This window comes from Bifidobacterium subtile (genome assembly GCF_000741775.1).
Lineage (GTDB): Bacteria > Actinomycetota > Actinomycetes > Actinomycetales > Bifidobacteriaceae > Bifidobacterium > Bifidobacterium subtile.
The window spans coordinates 91,524-109,188 of sequence record NZ_JGZR01000002.1 but is presented as its reverse complement, the minus strand read 5'-3'; the positions used below and the strand labels follow the sequence as shown (position 1 = coordinate 109,188).

At 63.5% G+C, this 17,665-nt stretch carries 11 protein-coding genes and 1 riboswitch; of the genes, 5 read left to right on the top strand and 6 right to left on the bottom strand.

Annotation, left to right across the window (positions count from 1 at the left end):
- The first annotated feature begins 57 nt into the window (after positions 1 to 57).
- Entirely contained in the window at positions 58 to 2,325 is a 2,268-nt protein-coding gene (locus BISU_RS01490; protein ID WP_081672732.1) for a hypothetical protein, read from the top strand.
- 4 nt (positions 2,326 to 2,329) lie between these two features.
- Here BISU_RS01490 and BISU_RS01485 read toward each other — a convergent pair whose 3' ends face one another.
- Together BISU_RS01485 and ppgK are read right to left on the bottom strand one after the other, a co-directional pair.
- Complete coding sequence (locus tag BISU_RS01485) at positions 2,330 to 3,544, bottom strand: pyridoxal phosphate-dependent aminotransferase (RefSeq protein WP_024463759.1); 1,215 nt, start codon at positions 3,542 to 3,544, stop codon at positions 2,330 to 2,332.
- 187 nt (positions 3,545 to 3,731) lie between these two features.
- Positions 3,732 to 4,505 carry a polyphosphate--glucose phosphotransferase gene (ppgK, locus tag BISU_RS01480; protein WP_024463758.1) on the bottom strand — a complete coding sequence of 258 codons (774 nt, stop codon included), beginning with the start codon at positions 4,503 to 4,505 and terminating at the stop codon, positions 3,732 to 3,734.
- Between the two features lie 218 nt (positions 4,506 to 4,723).
- On the opposite strand from ppgK, the gene BISU_RS01475 reads away from it, so the two are divergent.
- From BISU_RS01475 to BISU_RS01460, 4 genes are all read left to right on the top strand, one after another.
- Complete coding sequence (locus BISU_RS01475) at positions 4,724 to 5,509, top strand: nitroreductase family protein (protein ID WP_226839155.1); 786 nt, start codon at positions 4,724 to 4,726, stop codon at positions 5,507 to 5,509.
- A 189-nt stretch (positions 5,510 to 5,698) separates the two neighbouring features.
- Positions 5,699 to 5,858: riboswitch (FMN riboswitch) on the top strand.
- 4 nt (positions 5,859 to 5,862) lie between these two features.
- Positions 5,863 to 6,609 (top strand): ECF transporter S component, encoded by a 747-nt coding sequence (locus tag BISU_RS01470; protein WP_024463756.1) that lies wholly within the window; start codon positions 5,863 to 5,865, stop codon positions 6,607 to 6,609.
- A 106-nt stretch (positions 6,610 to 6,715) separates the two neighbouring features.
- Positions 6,716 to 9,058 carry an energy-coupling factor transporter ATPase gene (locus BISU_RS01465; RefSeq protein WP_081672731.1) on the top strand — a complete coding sequence of 781 codons (2,343 nt, stop codon included), beginning with the start codon at positions 6,716 to 6,718 and terminating at the stop codon, positions 9,056 to 9,058.
- Positions 9,059 to 9,188: 130 nt separating this feature from the next.
- Complete coding sequence (locus BISU_RS01460; RefSeq protein ID WP_024463754.1) at positions 9,189 to 10,535, top strand: metal-dependent hydrolase family protein; 1,347 nt, start codon at positions 9,189 to 9,191, stop codon at positions 10,533 to 10,535.
- Positions 10,536 to 10,794: 259 nt separating this feature from the next.
- Here BISU_RS01460 and BISU_RS01455 read toward each other — a convergent pair whose 3' ends face one another.
- The 4 genes from BISU_RS01455 to BISU_RS01440 form a co-directional block, all read right to left on the bottom strand.
- Positions 10,795 to 11,814 carry a D-2-hydroxyacid dehydrogenase gene (locus BISU_RS01455; protein ID WP_024463753.1) on the bottom strand — a complete coding sequence of 340 codons (1,020 nt, stop codon included), beginning with the start codon at positions 11,812 to 11,814 and terminating at the stop codon, positions 10,795 to 10,797.
- A 37-nt stretch (positions 11,815 to 11,851) separates the two neighbouring features.
- Entirely contained in the window at positions 11,852 to 13,276 is a 1,425-nt protein-coding gene (locus BISU_RS01450; protein ID WP_024463752.1) for a replication-associated recombination protein A, read from the bottom strand.
- A gap of 473 nt (positions 13,277 to 13,749) precedes the next feature.
- Positions 13,750 to 16,329, bottom strand: coding sequence for a DEAD/DEAH box helicase (locus tag BISU_RS01445; protein WP_024463751.1), 2,580 nt, complete (start codon positions 16,327 to 16,329; stop codon positions 13,750 to 13,752).
- Positions 16,330 to 16,573: 244 nt separating this feature from the next.
- On the bottom strand, positions 16,574 to 17,458 hold the full coding sequence (locus BISU_RS01440) for an HAD-IIA family hydrolase (protein ID WP_233419496.1): 885 nt from the start codon (positions 17,456 to 17,458) through the stop codon (positions 16,574 to 16,576).
- Between the last annotated feature and the right edge of the window lie 207 nt (positions 17,459 to 17,665).

The window sequence follows — 17,665 nt, the reverse complement described above, 5'->3', positions numbered from 1 at the left end:
TCATTGTTCCAATCCACTCAGACATGATGCTTATAGAATAATGGGGTGATCGCACGCATGAGACCCTTACGAAAGCACCGCCGGACGCTGCTACGCGCCCTGCTGGCGGCGGCGTTGACGCTGGTGATGGAATGCGTGGTCTTCAACCTCCCGTTCTGGACCACCCTCGCCGCCAGCACCGATTCCGATGGGGCGAGCAATGCGATGGGACCGGGCGTGGTCCGCACCGCCGACGGGCTGCTCAAGGTGGTCGATCCCACCCAGGCCTATCTCGAATTCGAAGCCGACGGCTCGTCGTCGTTCGCGCGGCTCGATCCGCTGCCGATGCCACACGGGCCGCGTGCAAAGGATGCGCCGGGCACGCTCTCGACGGTGCGTGTGCGACTGGATTCAGACGGAAACGCGGGTCGCTCGCAATCGGTGGATCTGCGTGCGCCTCGCTCCTTGTATCTGCATGCCGATGCAGGCGCGACTATACGCCTGTGGCTGCAGGAGCCGGCAGGGTCGCTGATTGCGATTCGCGCGGCTCGCGCCAACGTGCGCGTGCCGTTCCGGTTCGACTGGCTCAGGGTGGCCGTCATGGCCTCGATCATGCTGATCATCGCGGCCTTGCGCCCGAGATCGGCGTTGTGGCGGATCACGCTCGATCCGGCAAGCGCACGGCAGCGCCTCGCCTTCGCCGTTCCGCTGCTGCTCATGGTCGCGCTGGCTGCAGCTGGCATCATCGGCCAGCTGCGCACGGCGGCACCGTTGGCTTTTCATGTCCCCGGCGAATACACGTATGATTTCGACCAATACGGCCATATGGCCGATGCCTTGCTGCACGGCCGGACCTGGCTCGATCTGCCGGTGCCCGAGCAGCTGGCTGCCGCGGCCAACCCCTATGATACCGCGACGCGCGAGCAATTGCTTGCACGAGGGGTCAGCCCGATCTACTGGGATTATGCGTTCCATCAGGGTCATTGGTTCTCGTATTTCGGCGTGCTGCCTGCTATCGCGCTGTTTGCGCCGTATCGCATGATTTCCGCGCTGTGGACGCCGGGCGGGGAGATGCTGCCCGCCTCGGCCGCAGTGCTGCTGCTCGTGACGGGCTTCGTGGTCGTCGGCAGCCTGCTTATCGTCCGACTGGTGCGTCGCCTCGCGCCGCACGCTTCGCTCGGGGCCACGTCGATGGCGCTGCTGCTGTTCCTGATTGGATCGAATGTCGCATATCTAGGGCTGCGCAGGAATTTCTATTCCGTGCCCTTCGCGGCTTCGCTGCTGCTCAGCGCACTCGGCTTGTGGTTCTGGATAGCGGCGAGCGGCCCCAGGCACGACGGGCGTGGCATGTGGCGCATCGGCGATGCGCCGGCGATATCGCTGCCGCATCTGGCTGCGGGCAGCCTGTGCATAGCCGCCAACGTCGGGTGCCGGCCGACCTTCGCTCTGGTCGCGTTGCTGGGCTTCCCGCTCTTCCTTCGGCAGATCGCCGCCGTGCTGCGCGCAGCGCGACCGGGCGCAACGCCGGCGATCGGAGCGCTGCGCGCAGCGTGCGCGGTGCTGGTGCCGGCGTTATGCATGGTTGTGCCGATTGGCGCATACAATGCGGCGCGATTCGGCTCCCCCTTCGATTTCGGCGACAGCTACCAGCTCACAGTCACCGATATGACGCGGTATGCGCCCTCGTCGTCCAACATCCTGACGATCGCCGGTTATTATCTCGCGCTGCCATTGCGCGTGACGAGCGGCTTCCCCTTCCTAGCGCTCTCCCCGACCCCGCTGGCGCAATGGGCGTATACGGAACCGCTGGTCGGCGGCTTGTTCGTGCTGTGCCCGGCGCTGCTGCTGGCCTGGGCGCTGCCGTTCCTTCGACGCCGGCTGCGCGCCTCGGGATTGTGGGGCACCATGATGGTCTGCCTGTCGCTGGCCATGGCTCTGATACTGGTGGATGCCGCGCGAGGAGGGCTCGGCTGGCGCTATATGACCGATTCCGGATGGCTGTTCTCCCTTGGCGCCATCGCCGTCATGCTGGTGATGCTGCGGGAAACCGATTCGCCGCCATCTGCGGAGAGGGAGTTGAGCACGGGTCCGGATACGCGTTCGTCCGGGCTGCGTCGCCTGGCATCGCGCCACGAATCATGGCGCGGAGGAGAACGCCGCGGCAGCCATGGCACGGGCAGCTGCCGGCTATTCTCCGCGCTTTGGTTCATGCGGATCATGATGCTGGCGCTGATGCTTGCCAGCCTCGTGACAACGGTGCTGTCCTTCTTCGTCCCCGGACGCGATGACGCGCTGATCCACACGGCCCCCGCGCTCTACTACGGGGTGCGTTCTTGGTTCATGTAGTGTTTCAATCCAAAAGTCCTGCGACGGTGTCGAGCACCGCCCGCACGTTACGTGTGAATTCCTCAGGTTCGGGCAGCAATGACAGGGCGAGGTAGCCGTTCGACGTCATGTCGAAGAAGTAGCCGGGCTGACCGGAAAGCCTGTGATCGCGAATCATCGCCAGCACCACATCGTTCTCATCCAATACAGCCGGCAGTCGCAGCAGCACATTCCACCCGCCTTCCGCTCGCAGCACGGACACCAGTCCGTCAGGGTCCCGGCTCAGCATCGCATGCAGCGCGGCGAGATTCCCTTGCACGCGGGATCCGACTCGTTCCGTCTGCGCTGGGGCGGCGGCCAGCAGCTCCGGGATGCGTTCGGCGATGATATCGCTCATCGGCAGGTAATCGTCGGCGATTACGTCGAGCCGGCGTAGCGCCTCGTCCACGTCAGGCTTCGGCCCGGAGACCTCAATCCATCCGACTTTGGCGTGCGGGGCGGCCAGCATTTTGGAGAAGCCATCCAAGGCGAAGGTCACAACCCCATTTTCGCCGGCAAGACGCGCATTGCCGGCGAAAGGCTCAAGCGCATAATCGAAGAACACCTCGTCGGCGATCAGCGCGACGTCATGCGCGCGGCACAGCGCAACCACTGCGCCGCGTTCCTGCGGTTTGATGTACGAACCGGTGGGATTATTCGGATTGATGAGCACCAAGGCTCGAATGCGCGGGCCGTCCGGGCCGTTCAGCAACGTTTTCAAGGCCGCCGCGTCGATGAACCACGAACCGTCGAAGCCCAGCTGATATTCGCGCGTCCGCACGCATTCCAGGCGTGCGATCGATTCGATCAGCGGATAGCCGGGCTTGGGCACGAGCACGATGTCATCGGCGTCGCACAGCAGTTTGAACAGCCAGGAGTAGGCCTGCGAGGTCGAGCTGAGCAGATACAGCCGTTCGGGGTCGACAGCGCGCCGAGAGCCGCCGCGGCTCTCGAGATCGCCGCCGCCCTGGGAACCACGCATATCGCGCGAGCCAAGAAAATCCGCCAGCGCCTCGCGGGCCTTGAGCGGCCCGCGAGGCTGAGCGGCGTAGACGCCGGGAATCGCAGCGGGACCTAGGCCGTGCCGCGTCGGATTCGAATCGTTGAGCCTGCCCAATGCCATGCCTCGGCTCGCAGCCCGCGCATCTGCCTGAGCTATGGGATTGGGCTCGCTGATATCCACTCGTGAAGAAAAACGCACATGCCCAGCCTAGCCGCGCAACAAGAATTCGCGACGATATGCCTGCTTGCGAAGCGACGACAGCCAGTTTGCCGATGTGCGCAAGGCCGTGGTTCGACAAAAGTCGAGCGAGCGGCATGCGAAGGCCCGCCGACTCCCGCCGGCGGGCCTTCGCTCGAAGAACATCGATCCTTATTCGCCGCTTACTTTACTGCCCGTTTCGCTTCGTCGTCGCGTAGTAGGCGGCGCCGACGATACCGGCGGCGTTGCGCAGCGTGGCCGGGACGATGGGGGTCTTGATGTCGATATAAGGCAGGAACTTCTCGCTCACGCGGCTCACGCCGCCGCCGACGACGAACAGATCCGGGTTCAGATACGTTTCCAGCAGACCGTAGTATTTGGTCAGCCGCTTCGCCCACTTCTTGTAGTCCAGATCCTCCCGCTCGCGCACGGCGGAGGACGCCCACTTCTCGGCATCGCCCTTGCCTTTGGGAAGTTCGATATGGCCCAGCTCGCTGTTGGGGATGAGCACGCCGTCATAGATCAGCGCGGTGCCGATGCCTGTGCCCAGCGTCGTGGCGATCACAAAGCCATCCTGGCCCTTCGCGGCGCCGAATTGCTGCTCAGCCAAGCCCGCGGCATCAGCATCGTTGACCACGGTGACCGGGCGTCCGCAGGCGGCGGAGAAGACCTCGGTGACATCCACGCCGATCCACGACTGGTCGAGGTTGGCCATGAAATCGAGCTTGCGTCCGGGCTTGATCGGCGCGGGGAAGGCGATGCCCACAGGAACGTCCTCGGGCACCTCGAAATGGTCAAGCTGCTGACGCACGATCTGCGCCACCGAATCAGGAGTGGAGACCTCCGGGGTGAGGATCTTCAGACGGGGTTCGGCGAACTGGCCCTGCTCCAAGTCGACGGGTGCAGCCTTGATTCCCGAGCCGCCGATGTCAACGCCGAACGCCTGTGCTGTTTCAATCATCTCTTACCTCTCTGTAGGATAACGGTATCGATATCCGCGATTCTATCGCGCCCGGTGCCCGACACGCTGCTGGCCCTCGCAAAACTTAGGCAAACGTTTTCATGCAAGCTCGCGCAGGGGCGCGGTCTAGGGCAAAACCCGTTGCTTCGGCGTTCTCAATCGCTCGTCAGCGGCGTTTCCTGGATGCCATGCAGGCTGATATGCGCGATAATCTAAGTATGTCGCACACCCAGCTCATTGACGCCGTCGCCGTCCGCACAGCCATCCGTCGCTATGACCCCGTTCCTATCGACGAGGACACGGCCCGCCAGCTCGACATGACCCTCGACGCCGTCAATACGCTGTCAGGACTGCATCTTCAGCTCATTTGCAACGAGTACCGGGCGTTCTCCTCGGCTGTCGCATCCGGCCGCTTCGCGAACGTCATGAACTATCTGGCCATCGTGGGTCCGCGCGGCGACAACGAGGGCAGGGAAAAGGCCGGCTTCTATGGCGAGCGCGTGGTGCTTACGGCCGTGCAGCGTTCGCTGGGCACCTGCTGGGTGGCCGCAAGCATCGATCGCGAGCAGGTGGAGCGCCATTGCAGCATCAATCGCGGCGAGGAGCTCTACCTCGTGGCTGCCATCGGGCATCCGGAGCATCATGAGGACTATGCTCAGCGCAGCTACGAGGACCTTGCGCAGGAGCAGCGTGCACATCGCTCGAGCAGATCCTTCGAAGAGTTCACTCCGGCCATGAGTGCCGAGGACCGGGCTTCGGCGCTGAAGTGGTTCACCGCAGGAGTCGAGGCGGCGATGAAGTCTCCCAGCGCCAGAAATCTGCAGCCGATCCGCTTCCGTTACGATGCCGACGACGATACGGCCACCGCGCATATCGATTACAGCGTGCAGGACAATCACGCCTTCAACGATCTGGGGATAGCCAAGCTCCACTTCCAGATCGGAGCCGGCTCAGGCAGCTGGACATGGGGTGATGGCGGACGATTCTCGCGCCGGCAGGCCTGAACCGAGCACGCGGAATCGATGGGCTGCGCCGCCGCAGGACTCGGCGACGAGACCACGATGCCGCAGCTTCGCCAAGGCCGCGGCATCGTGGTCTGCAGACAGGCATTCGCCGCGCCTGCCCTCTGGTCATCTTGTCCGCTACAAGAGATGCCCCTTGCATCGCGCCCCGGCGAGGGGTATAAAAGAACTCGCAAGTTTCAGGGAAGGTGAAAATCCTTACTGGCGGTAACTTCCATTCCGATGTCTTTCGACGCATAACGGTGAAGAAGAAGCCCGCGACCCGCGTCAAGCGGCTGATCCGGTGGGAATCCGGGGCCAACGGTTACAGTCCGGATGGAAGAAACGAGGCTCTTATGAGCGACCTTTCGCGTGCCGGAAATGCTCCGGCGTCATCATCGACTTCGGCATCGCCGGAGCTTCAGCGCAATTCCCAAGGAAGGACCGAGAATCTTTCGCATGCGCCGTCCGGCGGGCAGACATCGGCATCGGCAGCGGAAGCATCGCATGAGCCGTCCTTCGACGTTGCCGCGGCGCAGTCGACGGCCGCGCGCAACGCGCATGATACCGGGGTCTCGGACTCCGGGCGCTGGTCGACCAGACGCATCGCGATCTACGCGCTGTTCGTCGCACTGGCCATGGCCACGAGTTTTGTTGAGTTCCCGATCATGCCGGGCGTCCCGTGGCTCAAATATGATCCCTCCGGCATCGTATGCCTTATCGCCGGATTCACCTTCGGGCCTTCGGCCGCGGGCATCGTCAGCGTGCTGGGCTTCACCCCGCACCTGCTGATGGACCCATGGGGCACGCTTATGGCGGTTCTGGTCTCCTTGGCGCTGAGCGTGCCGGCCGCATTGGTCTACAAATACCGTCGCAGCCAGGGCGGCGCCATAGCGGGCATTCTGCTGGGAGCGGCGTGTGCGCTGGTCGCGGCCATTCTGGGCAATCTGGTCGTCACGCCGATCTATGCGCATATGAGCGTCGCGCAGGTCGCCGCGCTTATCGTGCCGGCTCTGTTGCCGTTCAATCTCATCAAGTTCGCGATTCACGGCGTCGCCACATACTTGATTTACAAGCCGGTTTCGAATCTGCTGCATCGCTGAGCGCCGCATGACGAATGTGATCACGCAGTCGCGTCCCTCAGCACTCGCCGCCGCGATGCCATGCACCGAATCGTTCGGGCATGCCTCGTCGTTGGCAGGCGCTGGAATGCCAACAGGCATTGCGGCGCCAGCAGATCCTGCGCCGTCGCCAGGACAGGCGTTGCAGGCCGTGGAACTGCACGGCGTGCGCTTCAGCTATGACCGCGGCGCGACCTGGGCGTTGGACGGCGTCGACTTGAGCATTCGACCCGGCGAACGCATCTGCCTGGTCGGCCCGAACGGCTCGGGCAAGTCGACCTTGTCAAGAGTCATCGCCGGTCTGGTAGCGCCCGACAACGGCAGCGTGCAGCTGCTGGGGCATGAGGTCTTCGATGGCGCGAGGCCTGATCCGCAGGCGTACCGGCAGGCCCGCCACGGCATCGGCGCGGTGTTCCAGAATCCTGAGGACCAGATCGTCACCACCGTAGTCGAGGATGATGTCGCGTTCGGGCCGGAGAATCTCGGTCTTGAGCGCCCCTGCATCGCACGGCGTCTTGCTGCGGCACTCAGGGCCGTGGACATGGCGGCGTACCGACACGGCGATCCCGCGCATATGAGCGGCGGCCAGCAGCAGCGCATCGCGATCGCCGGAACGCTGGCGATGGCGCCCTCGATGATCGTGCTCGACGAGCCCACCGCCATGCTTGATGCGCAGGCGCAGGACGAGGTCATGGCCATACTCGACGAGCTGCAGGCCCGCGGCACCACGATCGTGCATGTCACGCATCGCGGCAGCGAAACCACGCGCGCCGACCGCATCATCCGCATGGAGCATGGCCGCATCGCCTCCGACGCCACCGTCGCCGGGGCCGGCATCCACGCTTTCGATGCCGATGCCGGCCCCGGCCTTGATGCAGACTTCGACACGGCTTTTGCCGCCGGATCCAGCGACCCTCTCAATGCCGAATGGCACGCCATGACGGCGGATTGGCGTGCGCATACCACCCGCCCCGCCATCGAGGTGAGCCATGTTTCGATGCGCTATCCGAATGCCGAGGAGCCGACGCTCCATGAGCTGTCGCTAACGATTGAGCCAGGCGAAACCGTTGCGATCATGGGTCGCAACGGCTCGGGCAAGACGACGCTCGCCCGGCTGCTGGCCGCGTTGGAGAAGCCCACTACGGGCACGATCCGCATCGCCGGCATCGACCCGGCCACACGGTCGAGACGCGCCCGCAAGGAGCTGCGGCGCCAGGTCGGGCTGGTGATGCAACGGCCCGAACGGCAGCTGTTCGCCGACACCGTGGCCCAGGACATCGCCTACGGCCCATCGAATCAGAATCTCGCTTCGGATGAAGTCGCCGGCCGCGTGGACGATGCCATGGCGATGCTGCACATCAGCCATCTTGCGCAGCGCTCCCCCGCCAGCCTCTCCGGCGGCCAGCAGCGCCTGGTCGCCATTGCCGGCGTCATCGCATGCCGGCCCGGCATCCTCATCATGGATGAGCCGACGGCCAGTCTTGACGCCGCAGCCGTCGCGCGCATCCATGAGCTGGTGCGCGTGCTGCACGGACGCGGTGTGACGATCGTCATGATCACCCACTCGCTCGCCGAGGCGCGAGCCTTGGCCGGTCGCATCATCACGCTTCCCGAGAACGAGGCCACCCCGCTTTCCGTTGTCGAAGAGGGCGAACAGGGCGAGCCGCGCCCCGCATCGTTTGTGGCCGGTCTCGACCCGCGGGTGAAAATGGTGTCCTTCCTGGCTCTCATGTTCACGGCGTTCATGATCCACACCCCCGCGCAGCTGGCGCTGAGCGCCGCGCTGGTGACCGGCATCGTCGCGGCGGCTCGAATCAGCCCGCTGCGACTGCTCGCCTCGATCCATATGTTCCTGGCGCTGTTCGTGATGATGGGACTGCTGAACGTGTTCTTCGTGCGCACGGGGACCCCGCTGTTCACGCTCGCGTCCGTGCCGGTCACTACGGACGGCCTGACCGTTGCGATGCTGTACATGTGTCGCTTCGCGCTTGTGGTTATACTCGGCGCCGTGCTGTTGGAGACCACGACCCCTACCGCGCTGACCGACGGCTTCGGCTCGCTGCTCTCCCCGCTGCGTCGCGTCATGCACACCCAGGAGCTTGCGCTCGTGATGAGCCTGGCGCTGCGCTTCCTGCCGACTTTGGGACGTGAGACGCGCGCCATCATCGACGCGCAGTCGGCGCGCGGAGGCAGCATCGAAACCGGGGCGCCCGCCAGACGGATCAAGGCGCTGAGCGCTATCATCGTGCCCGTATTCGCCGGCACCTTGCGGCACGCCGACAATCTGGGGCTGGCGCTCGACGCCCGCTGCTACGAGGAGGGCGTGCGCCGAACCCATTGGCGGCTCATGCGCGTCAGGTCTCGCGATATCGCGTTTGGCACGCTTGCGGCAGTCTATATCGCGGCTCTTGTCGTGCTGGGACTACTCTGATTCCTGCCTTGTCGGGCGCTTGATTGGTCGCTCGTTCTCGTCCGCACTGCGCTTTGCGCCTCGGGCGCATCGACGCCATATGCAGGTGATACAGTGAACGGATATCCACGACCATCAAAGGAGATTGACCATGGCGCTGCGCAAACGGAAAACCGTCATCGAACCGTTCGCTCTTGAGCATACGAACATCGTCACCGGCGATGAGGACGGCCGCACGCTGGACGATATGACAATCGTGATCGACGAGAACGGACGCATCTCGCAGGTCATGCCCAGCAAGCAGATCGGGGTGCCGCAGGGCTACCACCGCATCGACGCCTCCGGCAAGTTCGTGGCACCCGGGCTGATCAATCTCCACGTGCATCTCTTCTCCGACGGCAGGCCGATCGACCCCAAACAGGCTACGCCAAAAGGCCAGGCCCTGCTCTCCAAGCTGGTCCGCACCCCTGCAGGACGCGCGTATATCCGCACGAAGGCCATGTCGGGCATTGACGCGCTGCTCAATTCCGGCGTCACCACGATTCGGACCGTCGGCGATGTAGGGTACACCGTGGTCGGCCTGCGCGACAAGATCGCGGCCGGCAAGATGCTCGGTCCGCGGGTCTTCTCCTCCGGCCCGATGCTTGCCGCTCCCGGCGGCCACGGGGCTCCTTTGGTGGCGTTGGAATGCGATGATGAGGCTGCCGCCCGCACGAACGTGGAGGCGAATATCGATCACGGCGTCAACGCCATCAAGATCGCGGCCACCGGCGGTATCACCGACTCCCAAGTGCCCGGCGAGGCGGGAAGCCCGCAGATGGACGTCGAAAGCATGCGCACGATCTGCGATGCTGCGCACGCCTGCGGCATCCTGGTCGCCGCGCACGCTCAAAGCCCTGAAGGCGTCAGAAATGCGCTGACGGCCGGTGTGGATACGATTGAGCACGGCAGCGCACTTGACGATGAGCTGCTTGATTTGTTCCGCGAGAATCCCAATTCGCTCAATGGCTATTCCTCGCTCATCCCCACACTGTCCGCGGGCTTGTCCATCAATGCGTTCCCGCGCGAGGTCACGGGCATCACCGAAGTCCAGTACGAGAACTCCAAGCCGGTATCCGAAGGCATGCTTGCCGGTGCCCGGCAGGCGCATATGAACGGCATCCGCGTCGGCGTCGGCACCGATACCGGCATGACATTCGTCACCCAGTACGCCACATGGCGCGAGCTGTACCTGCTCTCTCATTACGCTGGATTCACTGCAGCTCAGGCGTTCCACGCGGCTACGCAGGTCAATGCGGAGATTCTCGGCATCGAGCAGGAAACCGGCTCGATCGAAGTCGGCAAGGCTGCTGATCTGCTGGTGCTCGACGCCGACCCGGCGCTTGATCTTCGCACGCTCACCGCGCCGAAGCTCGTAGTCGCCGCAGGACGACCCGTATGGCGCCCGAAAGTAAAGCGCTACGACGACATCGACACGATGCTTGATGAGCGGCTCTGACATTCCCAACGCATCAGCTTTGCAGCAGAGTCAGCCGATCGCCTCGCTCCTTGGCTAGCCGCTGCTGGGCGGGTTCGTGCGTTTTGGCGTCTGAAATGCAGCGATGCCCAGCACTTGGTCGAAGAGTCGGGTTTGGATGGATTCGTGCGTTTCAGCGTCTTAAATGCACGAATCCATCCAGTAAGGCATGCTGACGAACTCACTGTACGATCGCGGCTGCCGTGAGCAGATCGTGCACGTTGCCCGCGCACTCGCCCGGTCAGCGTCGACGGTTGACGAACGGCTCTCTGGCCGCATACCTCCTCACATTTTCGAGCGCGATTGCGATGATCGCGTCACTCGTCTGCGCAAGATGATTGCCGCCTGCGACATGCGGCGTGATCAGGCAGCGCGGCTCGTCCCACAGCGGATCATCCGCAGGCAGGGGCTCCGGCTCGGTCACGTCGAGTCCTGCGCCGTGAATGCCTCCGACCCGAAGCACATCCAGCAAGGCCTTGGGGTCGATGGCATCGCCGCGTCCGGCGTTAATCACGATTGCATTGGATTTCATCAGGCCAAGGCGACGCGCATCCAGCAAATGATGGGTCTGCGGCGTGGAGGGAACCACCATCGCCACGACATCCGCGAGCGCAAGCAGACCGTCGAGATCCTCGAAGCCGTACATGTCGTCGATGCCTTCGGCGCCTTGGTCCGCATTCCTGCGCACGCCGTAGGTGCGCATGCCCACTGATTTCACTAGTTTGGCGAAGCATGAGCCGATGTCGCCGGTGCCGATCACCACGGCCGCAGCGCCTTGAGGACTCATGACTTTGCCGGCATCGGCCCAGCGATGGGCCGCCTGATTGCGTGCATAATCGGGGAGCTGCTTCATCAGCGCCCACATCAGCGCGAACATATGCTCCGATACGGTAAGCCCGTAGGCTCCGGTGGCGTTGGTGACGGCCACAGGCTCAGCCAGCGCACCCGGCGCCACGTAGCGGTCGACGCCCGCGCTCGTGGTCTGCAGCCATTCCAGGCGCGGGCATTGCGCAGCGTCGGCGGGCGGCACGTTGCCGATGATCGCGGTCGTTTCGGGTCGAAGGGCGGCCGGCAGCTCGGCATGCCATATCATATTCTCACGGTCAGCGGTGTCGTTGACGAACTCCTGCCGGATGCCGTCTGCCGCTTGGGCGAATCGCCCGCGCTGCTCGGCGTTCAGCGGCAAGGTATTGACGATGAGGCGCGGGGAGTGAATGCCATTCTGCTGCGAGCCAGCGGACTCGGGCTGCGTTGTGTTCATGACTCCAATGTAAGCCCCGACATAGCCACCCGGTTACCTACGCTTCGCGCGAATCCGAAGCGGCTGTGCCCTGATTGCCGTCCCTGCTGCCGGTCGTATTCCCACTGCCATGCAGAATCGAGCGAATGCGTTCCAAACGCGGGCCGAGCTCATGCTCGTAGCCGCGCTCGTTGGGGTGGTAGTACTCGTGGCCGACCAGCTCGTCGGGCATGTACTGCTGCGCGGCGACCGCGCCGGGCGCGTCGTGGGCGTATTGGTAGCCTTCGTGGTTGCCCCAGGATTTCATGAGCTTGGTCGGCGCGTTGCGCAGATGCAGCGGCACCTGACCGATCAGCCCGGCGTCCACGTCGGCGAGCGCGGCGTTGATCGCATTGTAGCTGGCGTTCGACTTGGGCGCGGTAGCCACGGCGATGGTCGCTTCGGACAGGATGATGCGGGCTTCGGGCATGCCGATCATCGCGACGGCCTGCGCTGCGGCCACCGTCACCTGCAATATCTGCGGCGCGGCCATGCCGACCTCCTCGGCCGAGGCAATCATGATGCGCCGGGCGATGAACCGAGGGTCCTCCCCCGCCCTGAGCATGCGCGCCAAGTAGTGCAGCGCGGCATCGGGGTCGGAGCCGCGCATCGATTTGATGAAAGCGGAGATGACATCGTAGTGGTCGTCGCCCTTCTTGTCGTAGCGCACCGTGGCCGCGTCCATGACCTTGCCGACCGCCTCCGGCGTGATGATCGGCTTGCGAGCGCCCTTTTTGCGCTCCTTGTCACCGGTGACCGCGCCCGCTGCGGCTTCGAGAATGGTCAGCGACTTACGCGCATCGCCCGAAGCCATGCGGATGATCTCATCGATAGCCTCGTCACTGGCCTTCACCTCGCCTTTGAGCCCGCGCTGGTCGTCGAGCGCGCGCGTCAGCAGCACCTGCAGGTCGTCAGGCTCCAAGGCTTCGAGCTTGACCACCACGGAACGGCTCAACAGCGGCGAAATCACGGAGAAGCTCGGGTTTTCGGTCGTGGCGCCGATGAAGGTCACATCGCGGTTCTCCACGCTGGGCAAGAGCGCGTCCTGCTGCGACTTCGAGAAGCGGTGCACCTCGTCGATGAACAGCACGGTTTCGCGCCCCTGCGCCACCAGCCGCTCATGCGCCCGCTGCAGCACCGCGCGCACATCCTTGACCCCGGAGGTGACCGCCGAAAGCTCCTCGAACACGCGCCCGGACTGCTTGGCGACAATATAGGCCAGCGTCGTCTTGCCCACTCCGGGAGGGCCAAACAGAATAATCGAGCTCGGCGCGGTCAGCGAACCCTTCGATGCGGGATTGGCCAGCCGCCGCAGTGGCGACCCCTCCCCCAGCACACGATCCTGCCCCACCACCTCGGCCAGCGTCGAAGGCCGCATCCGCACCGCCAGCGGCCGCGTCATATCCTCGGGCGCATCGGCCGCGCCAAACAAATCCTCAGTCATACTGCCAGTGTAGTCAGGCCGCGTCCACCGCGCTCAGCCATATGGCTGCAAGACAACCGGACGCAGCAACGAAAACCTTCATATCAAGTATGTTTGTCAATCAGATTAGTCTATCTGCGTTATGTGAGGCGTTAACTGGGCCGTGCGGAGGTCTATCTGCGTTACGTGAGGCGCTAATCCTGCAGCACCCTGAGTATCACCGGCCGAAAATGGCGGTCTGTAGCCGTCTGATACTCAGCTCTCTATGAAATAGCGCCTCACATAACGCAGATAGACCTCCGCAGCATCCCGATAACGCTACACGTAGCGGAGATACCAGGATTATTCTGGTCAATTACGAGATATCAGCGCAACTGAAGTCGATGAGCGCGTCGGAGAGCCCTCGGCATATGCATAACAACACGAAATTCACCATTCGGCAGACTCGTACAGCAGATCCGTGCCGCCACAACCGCCCTTGAATCGAAAATGTGTCACACCGTCGCGACTGGGCCGACGTGGTAGTCGACGAAGACGACTTCGCCGCCTTCCTGCGTGGCGTCGAGATCGACGGTGCCGGTGATGGCCCAGTCGTGGTCGCCGTCGGAGTCGTCGATGATCTGGCGGATCTTCCACGTGTGCTCGTCGCGCTCACGGGCATCATCCAGGATGAACAGCTCGCCGCTGCGGGCCTTTGCGTCGATGCCGACGTACTCATGCTGGTCGTAGTAGTCGTCGAGCGTGTCCTCCCACTCATGCACGTTGTAGCCCCAGTCCTTGTCGAGCGCGCCAAGCTCGGCGGGCTTGTCGAGGTCCATGAGCTGGACGCGGCGGAACATGGCGTTGCGGATGAGCACGATGAGCCCGCGCCGGTCCTCGACCACCTGGTGGGCAGCACCCGGAGCGGCTGCGGATAGCGCGTCGAGTTCGCTCTGCGAGGCATCGCCCGCATGCTCCCACTCGTCGATGAGGCTCGAATCGACCGAGCGCACGACGACGCGCAGCCAGGAGATCACATCCTCAAGCTGCTCGTTGCGCTTCTCGACCGGCACGGTGCGGGCCAGCGACCGGTAGGCGTCCGACAGGTAGCGCAGCAGCGTGCCCTCCGACCGCGCGATGCCGTAGCGGGAGATGTACCCCGTGAAATCGCTCGCCGTCTCCACCATGTCGCGCACCACGGATTTGGGGCTCAGCCAATAGTCGTTCGCCCACGGCACATCCTTGCGATACTGCTCGAAGGCCGCGTCAAGCAGCTCCTCCAAAGGCTTGGGATACGTGACCTCCTGCAGGCGCTCCATGCGCTCCTCGTAATCGAGACCGTCCGCTTTCATCGTCGCCATCGCCGCGTCGCGGGCTTGGCGCTGCTGCGCCTTGAGCACCTGACGCGGGTCGTCCAGCGTGGCTTCGACCATCGAGATCACGTCGAGCGCATAGCTGCTTGACTCGGGGTCGAGCAGTTCCAGCGCAGCCAGCAGGAATGGCGACAGCGGCTGGTCGAGCGCGAAGTTGTCCGGCAGATCGATGGCGAGATAGTAGTCCTTGCCGCCGCGATCGTTGTCTTCCACCTCGATGAACTCCGAATCGAACATCGTCTGGAATATCTCACCGACGCGATTATGCAGGTGCTCTTTCTGATCCGGCGTCTGCGCAGAATCGTCAACGAGCTGGTCGAGCCGCGCCCGCGCATCGCCGCCCTGCGCGACTTCGTTCAAGACCATGGCATGCGTGATGACCATATGCGGCACCAGAGTCTCCGGCTCGGCGCTCACCAGCTTCTCGAAAGTGCCCTTGTTCCAGGTCACGAAACCCTCGGGAGCCTTCTTGCGCTTGATCTTCTTGAGCTTCTTCGGGTCGTCGCCCGCCTTGGCGATCACCCGCGCGTTCTCGATCTCGAACTCGGGCGCTTCAGTCACCACCAAGCCTTCGGTGTCGAATCCCATGCGGCCCGCGCGGCCGGCGATCTGATGGAATTCGCGGGCGCGCAAGCGGCGCATTTTCGTGCCGTCGAATTTGGTCAGCGCGGTCAGCACCACGGAATGAATCGGCACGTTGATGCCGACGCCGAGGGTGTCAGTGCCGCAGATGACCGGCAGCAGACCCTGCTGCGCCAGCTGCTCGACCAGGCGCCGGTAGCGCGGCAGCATGCCGGCATGATGGATGCCCACGCCGGTGCGCAGCAGTCGTTGCAGAATCTTGCCGAAGGCCGTCGTGAACTTCGTGCCCTTCATCGCCTCCGCGATGGCCTTGCGCTGCTCCTTGCTCGACACGCCGGTTCCAGCCAATGCCTGCGCGGTTTCCAGCGCGGCATCCTGCGAGAAGTGCACGACGTAGATCGGCGTGTCCTGCCGGTTGAACAGCAGCTCCACGGTTCCGGCAAGCTGCTTGTCGGTGTACTCGTAGCTCAGCGGCACCGGCCTGGGCGCGTCCGCGATGACATCGACATCCGTGCCGGTCATTGCCTCCAGCTTGTCGGCTATCGCGTCGACATTGCCCAGCGTGGCGCTCATCAGCAAGAACTGCGTATGCGGCAGCGTCAGCAGCGGCACCTGCCACGCCCATCCGCGCTCACGGTCGCCATAGTAATGGAATTCGTCCATCGCCACGCAGCCCACATCGGCGTGCTTGCCTTCGCGCAGCGCCTGATTGGCCAGAATCTCCGCCGTGCAGCAGATGATCGGCGCATCGGCGTTGATGCGCGTGTCCCCTGTGATCATGCCAACGTTCTCGCGCCCGAAGGCCTCGACCAAGTCAAAGAACTTCTCGGAGACCAGCGCTTTAATCGGCGCGGTGTAATACGACCGCCTGCCCGTGCACAGCGCGGCGTAATGCATGCCCAGCGCTGCCAACGACTTGCCCGAGCCGGTGGGCGTATTGAGCACCACATGGTCGCCGGCCAGCAGATCGGTGATGGCTTCCTCCTGATGCGGCCACGGCTCGATGCCCTTGACCTCGTCCACCCAGTCGAAGAAGCGCTCGTATATCTCGTCAACGTCGATCGCGCCGCCTTCGTCGCCCCAGCGCGGCGCGAGCTCGCCCAGTGTTTGTCTATCGTTCTTTTCCTGTGAATCCGCCATAATGCGCCCAGTCTATCGTTCAGCCGTTACCGAGCAGTCATCCGCGCCCGTATATCCCCTTCACAGGAATGCAACGAGATAGATAGGCAGGTAGTCGCGACCGTTCCCCCGTTTGATATTGGCGGTGTAACAGTTTTAAAGCGAAGTAAAAAACTCTGTCTCGTTTATGACAGTTATGGTGAATAAATGTCACAAACGAGACAGAGTACACATCTGCCACGTGATAGGGAACCAGCGCCTGCCGCTACTTGCGCTTTGCCGCAGCAGCCGGCGCCGACTGAACAGATTTCGCTGGCTGCGGCAGCTCCTTGGGTTTCTCAAGCGTATCCGGATGCGCGCCTTTGGCCAGCGGAATCAGATCACTGATGCTGTTGACGACGTGCGAGGGCTTGAAGGGGAACTTGTCGACCGAGTCGGCCTTGGAGATGCCGGTGAGCACGAGAAAAGTCTCGACGCCGGCCTCAAGTCCTGCGCGGATATCGGTGTCCAACCGGTCGCCGATCATCGCGGTGGTCTTGCTGTGCGCGGTCAGCTTGTTGAGCGCCGTCCGGAAGAAGATCGGGTTGGGCTTGCCGATGAAGTACGGCTCGAAGCCCGACGCCTTGTGAATCATCTCGGCCACCGCGCCGGCCGCGAGCAGGTCGCCGCTGGACGACGGGCCGGTGTAGTCAGGGTTCGTACAGATGAAGCGCGCACCGCCCTGAATGAGCTGAAGCGCACGAGTCAGCTGCTCGAAGGAGTAGTTGCGCGTTTCACCGATGATGACATAGTCCGGGTTCTTGTCGGTGAGCACATAGCCGACATCATGCAGCGCCGTGGTCAGCCCCGCCTCGCCGACAACATACGCCTTGCCGCCCGGCATCTGCTGGCTGACGAATTCAGCCGTAGCCAATGCGCTCGTCCAGATGTTCTCCTCGGGAATGTCGATGCCGCTGGCATGAAGCCGCCAGTTCAGATCGCGCCGTGAGAAGATCGAATTGTTGGTCAGCACCAAGAAGGGCGTGCCAGTCTCTTTCAGCGTTTCGATGAACTCGACGGCGCCAGGAAGCGCCTCGTCCTCGTGAACGAGCACCCCATCCATATCAGTGAGCCAGGCCTGTATGCCATGATTCTTCATTGATTCATTCATACGTTCAGCATACCCCACACTGTTGGCATCAGCAGGAGCCGCACTGCTCGTTTCATCGTCTCCGCCATCCGCCGCAGGCAATGGCACCGGAAAACGCCGAAGGCGGCAAAAATGCGCATTGCCCGGGCACAGGCAACCTGCCGGAATACATACGGAAAAGAGGGGCGCAGCATGATCACTCGTGCTGCGCCCCTCCTCTGGAGTTCA

Bases quoted from the DNA above. Each gene is read 5' to 3' on its own strand.
- BISU_RS01490 (WP_081672732.1), top strand. From the start codon at position 58: ATGAGACCCTTACGAAAGCACCGCCGGACGCTGCTACGCGCCCTGCTG.
- ppgK (WP_024463758.1), bottom strand. From the start codon at position 4,505: ATGATTGAAACAGCACAGGCGTTCGGCGTTGACATCGGCGGCTCGGGA.
- BISU_RS01475 (WP_226839155.1), top strand. From the start codon at position 4,724: ATGTCGCACACCCAGCTCATTGACGCCGTCGCCGTCCGCACAGCCATC.
- BISU_RS01470 (WP_024463756.1), top strand. From the start codon at position 5,863: ATGAGCGACCTTTCGCGTGCCGGAAATGCTCCGGCGTCATCATCGACT.
- BISU_RS01465 (WP_081672731.1), top strand. From the start codon at position 6,716: ATGCCAACAGGCATTGCGGCGCCAGCAGATCCTGCGCCGTCGCCAGGA.
- BISU_RS01460 (WP_024463754.1), top strand. From the start codon at position 9,189: ATGGCGCTGCGCAAACGGAAAACCGTCATCGAACCGTTCGCTCTTGAG.
- BISU_RS01455 (WP_024463753.1), bottom strand. From the start codon at position 11,814: ATGAACACAACGCAGCCCGAGTCCGCTGGCTCGCAGCAGAATGGCATT.
- BISU_RS01450 (WP_024463752.1), bottom strand. From the start codon at position 13,276: ATGACTGAGGATTTGTTTGGCGCGGCCGATGCGCCCGAGGATATGACG.
- BISU_RS01445 (WP_024463751.1), bottom strand. From the start codon at position 16,329: ATGGCGGATTCACAGGAAAAGAACGATAGACAAACACTGGGCGAGCTC.
- BISU_RS01440 (WP_233419496.1), bottom strand. From the start codon at position 17,458: ATGAATGAATCAATGAAGAATCATGGCATACAGGCCTGGCTCACTGAT.